Annotated in this window: 2 protein-coding genes and 1 pseudogene; all 3 read left to right on the top strand. The window is 48.3% G+C overall.

The annotated features are described in order from the left end of the window. Positions 1-273, top strand: a pseudogene (locus tag AC0QH1_RS26880) (multidrug ABC transporter permease); the annotation flags it as partial. A 482-nt stretch (positions 274-755) separates the two neighbouring features. Continuing rightward, a complete protein-coding gene (locus AC0QH1_RS26875) occupies positions 756-2,795 on the top strand; it encodes a beta-barrel domain-containing protein (RefSeq protein WP_324634535.1) in 2,040 nt (679 codons plus the stop codon). Between the two features lie 55 nt (positions 2,796-2,850). Then, positions 2,851-3,237: a HetP family heterocyst commitment protein gene (locus tag AC0QH1_RS26870; protein ID WP_324634534.1), complete on the top strand. Its 387-nt coding sequence runs from the start codon at positions 2,851-2,853 to the stop codon at positions 3,235-3,237. The last annotated feature ends 1,000 nt before the right edge of the window (positions 3,238-4,237 follow it).

The raw sequence follows: 4,237 nt of genomic DNA, 5'->3' as shown, positions 1-4,237 counted from the left end.
CGGGCGTTGTTGGGCAATCCGCAGATTTTAATTTTGGATGAGGCGACCAGTTCTCTGGATACCGAGTCGGAACGTCGATTCCAGCAAAATCTGGAGCGCATCCGTCGCGATCGCACCACTTTTATCATCGCTCACCGTCTTTCTACGGTGCGAAATGCGGACTGTATTTTGGTACTCGATCGCGGTTTGTTGGTGGAACAAGGCTCCCATAGCGAACTGATGGATGTGGGAGGATTGTACTATCACCTCGCGCAGCAACAGCTCGACCTTTAATTGGATATTCAGGTTGGGGTTTAAATTGGCTTTTTCGGTAAAGGTTGGCAATTGATTTGAAATTTTTTGCCGTTTTTTGGAGGGGTGAGTTTTGCGGAAGCAATCCTGCCCCTTACTGCTGCGGGAAATTCCCGATTTATGATTTAAAACTCGCTTTTACAAAATCTTTAAAAATCTCGGTTATTTTGATATAATCGGTCGCTTTTTTTAAAGAAACAGTAAAGTTTGTAACCCCAGGGCTAATTTGGCAGAAAATACTCCAGATTTGAGTTATAATGTACGGGTAGGAAATTTTTAAAAATGTATTTTTCGTTGTCAGAAAAATTCTCTATATTTGGTCTAAGGTATATGCCAAAGTTTACCCAAATTAAATGTGGAGTCTGACCGGACAAAGACGAGGGTCTGCTCCCCCAATCAATTAGAGCAACTGAGTTGACAATGGCATCGGTTGAGGTAAGTCGTGGATAAAGGAAAATTGAGTGATGAAGTTTAAGATTCGGGCAAACAATTCTAAGACGAAAACGGGAAAAGGGTGGAAGGAAGAAAAGTCCCCTCGTCAGGGGGGTAGATTGCAGTTTGAGAATCTTTCCCGCGAGGAGGAGGAGACGGAGATTTGCGATCGCCCCAGTGGTATTTATGGGGGAATTGCTAGTTCCGCATCGTCGCCGCCTTCAATCCCCGATGGCTCTCATAATGAGAAGAATGAGGAACCGCGCGATCGCGAAGCCGAAGCGGAAGAGTCGAATTGGTCTCCCTCGGTTCACAGCTTGCTAGAAAAACCACCCGCCGCATTTGGACGGTACGTTCTCCTGGGGGGAATGGTGTTTTCCGTGGTGTTTGGTACTTGGGCGTGGTTGGGACGCATTAATGAAGTAGGTCAAGCCCCAGGGGAACTGGTGCCTCAAGGAGATACATATCAGGTGAATCCCGTGGAAATGGGAAAGGTGGCCAAAATTGCCGTAGAAGAAGGTGAGACGGTGGAAAAGGGTGCGGTGATTGCCGAATTGGATACCAAACTCGCCGAAGCGGAAGTGAAGCGGCTGCAGGAACAGTTGGCAAACTCACAACTGCAATTGGTGCAAAAGCAAGATTCGATCGAGCAAATTCGTTTGGAAGCGCAAACCCGGGTGGCGATGGCGCAAGCGGATGCCGAGGCTCAGGAAGCGGCGATCGCGCGGGCGCAGGAAAATGTAGGAACCACCACCGAGATGCTGGCACAATTGCAAGAGCAGCAAGCGGCGCTACAGGCGCGACGCGATCGCCTGCAACCGTTGGCGCAGCAGGCGCAGGAACTGGTGGAACAACTGCGAGCCGATGTGGCGGCGCAGCAGGAGAGAAGTGAGATAGCCGAACCCCTGCAAGAGAAGACCGAAGAGCTAATCGCGCAATTGGAAAGCGACGTGCAGGCGCAGCAGCAACGGCAAGAAATTGTCGCACCGCTGCAGGAAAAGAGCCAACAGCTCATCGAGCAGTTAAAAGTGGATATCGAAGCACAAAAAGAGCGGATTGGCCGGTTAAAGCCGTTGGTGGATGAAGGTGCGGTGTCGAAAGAGCGATTGTTTCAGGCGGAACAAGCGTTGCGCGATCGCGAAAATGCATTGCTCAGAGCGCAGATGTCAGACAAGACCCGGGCGCGAGAGCAGATGTTTGAGGCCCGGCAAGCAATGCGCGATCGGCAAAATGCCTTAGTTCGCGCGCAAATTTCCGAAACCACTCGCGCCAAAGAACGGTTGTTTGAGGCCGGTCAGGCATTGCGCGATCGGCAAACGGCCCTGCTGCGATCGCAAATTTCCGAGGCGACTCGGGTCAAAGAACGGTTATTTGAAGCCGAGCGATCGCTGCGAAATCAGCGTGAGAAAATGACCGAAACTCGAGGTCAGCTCGAAGAAGCAAAAGCCGAATTAACCCGACTGCAAGCACAACTGAAACAAAAGCGTGCCGAAGCAGAACGAATTGAACTCGAATCGCAGCAGCAAATCGATCGCCTCCAAGTGGAAATTTCCGAACTCGAAGGCAGAATTACCGATACCAAAAATCGCCTCGAAAGTGCGAGGACGAAGTTAGAAGAGCGCTTTCTCTACGCACCGGTTGATGGCGTGGTACTTTCCCTGGCGCTCAGTAACACCGGCGAAGTGGTGAAACCGGGCGAAACCATTGCCGAAATTGCGGCTGAAGATGCACCCCTGGTTCTTTCCGCCAGCGTGCCCAATCGAGAAGCCGGTTTTATGGAAACGGGCATGGAGGTTCAGGTGAAGTTTGATGCTTATCCCTATCAGGAATACGGCATCGTCTCCGGTAAAGTGACCTCCATTTCTCCGGATACAAAAGCCAATGACCGTTTGGGAGAAGTTTATAAAGTTGAAGTCACGTTAGACCGCAATTATGTTATGGACAATGGAAAAAAGATTTATTTCAAGCCGGGGCAAACGGCACAGGCGGATATCGTAATCCGCAAGCGCCGGATTGCAGATCTGTTTTTAGACCCGATCCGGCAGCTTAAAGAAGGGGGAATCAATTTCTAGTTCATCATTGACTTGGAAAAGATTAGTTAAATTTAGGAGTAAAGGAGACATCACCATGACTTATCCCATACAGGCTAACCGTCAGTTAGACAAAGTAATGAGCGAAGAGCAGTTCGATTTAGTTATCGACGCCATTTTGGCCGGCAAGTATTCTTGGGCCTGCGTATTAATCCTGCGATTTGGAGGGTACAATCCCTTGCATTACATGCCTTATCGGACTTACAACCGATTGATGAAGAAGCACCGCCAAGGTTACAAAAAAAGCGGACATCGCAGCAAAGATGAGTCTTCCAATGAGCCAGAAAAGAGCAATAGAAAGTCGCGGATTAAGGATTTGGCTTATTTAGAAACGGTGGACGAACGAAAAGAGAAGGTCCGAGGCGGATATAGCGCTTTGAATATGAATTACTATACAGAACTCAGTGCGAGCGAATGTGGGTAGAGATTCCCGTTCCACTGTCGCCACACCGATTGATAGTTTAGCATTGTCTGCTTTTCCTGTCTGGTCCAGCACTAGGCAGGTTTTTTCGTGGGGATCTGCTGTAATACTCGTAGGTGCCTCACCCCCGCCACTCCATGCAGGGTTAGATAAGCCAATCCAAATCGGGGGTGACGCACCAACCCAATCGGTGGGACAATGAATGATATCTCGGGATTGGCATGGAGTGTTGTGCTTTGCGTTTCACCATCCGGTGTCGATTTGGCTGTCATTCCAGGGAAAATCGCTGCCACAATGGCAATTTAGCCAAAATGCCGTTTGTTCCAGTCGAAAATTCATTGCTGTTGTCACTGGGGGATAGGCGATCGCAACCTTCTCGCTGCTTCTTCTTGTCTAACTTTCGAGAGACTCCAACCCCTGCCCTCCCATTCCTGCCAATTCTCTCTCTAACCTGCGGAGTATCACTTGTGATATATTTGCCGGAAGCCTGCCATTCTGGCAACACAACGCCACTCTCAATCGCTACGATTAAAACAGTTGAGTTCGAGGAAAGCGGTTTAAAAGTTTTTGAATAAACTCGCCATAATGGCAACACAAGTTCCGCTTACTTCGTTAAACTAAGAATAGTTGAAAGCGAAAGAGCGTTGCTTTAGAACTGTGAATAAACTCGCCATAATGGCAACACAAGTTCCGCTTACTTCGTTAAACTAAAAACAGAGAAGCATAAAACGCTGAATATTCAATAATGGCGGATTTACAATAACAAGCTTCGCTGTAAAACATAAAGAGTCATTACCAGTCTCTAGCACACAATCAGGAGGTTAATTTATGATTATTCGGAATCTGAACCACATGGAAACCCTTGACCAAAACACTCAGGTACAAGGCGGAAGTGGCCTAACCTACTATCAAAACGATTTGGTTAACTTAGATTTGAATACCGACATCAATCTGGAAGATAATAGTGCCGTTGTGGAAGGTAATTCCCAGGCTTACGGAGAAA

It is taken from the genome of Phormidium sp. CCY1219 (assembly GCF_055795085.1).
Note: the sequence above shows the minus strand (reverse complement) of the source record. Positions and strands in the feature narration are given on the sequence as shown.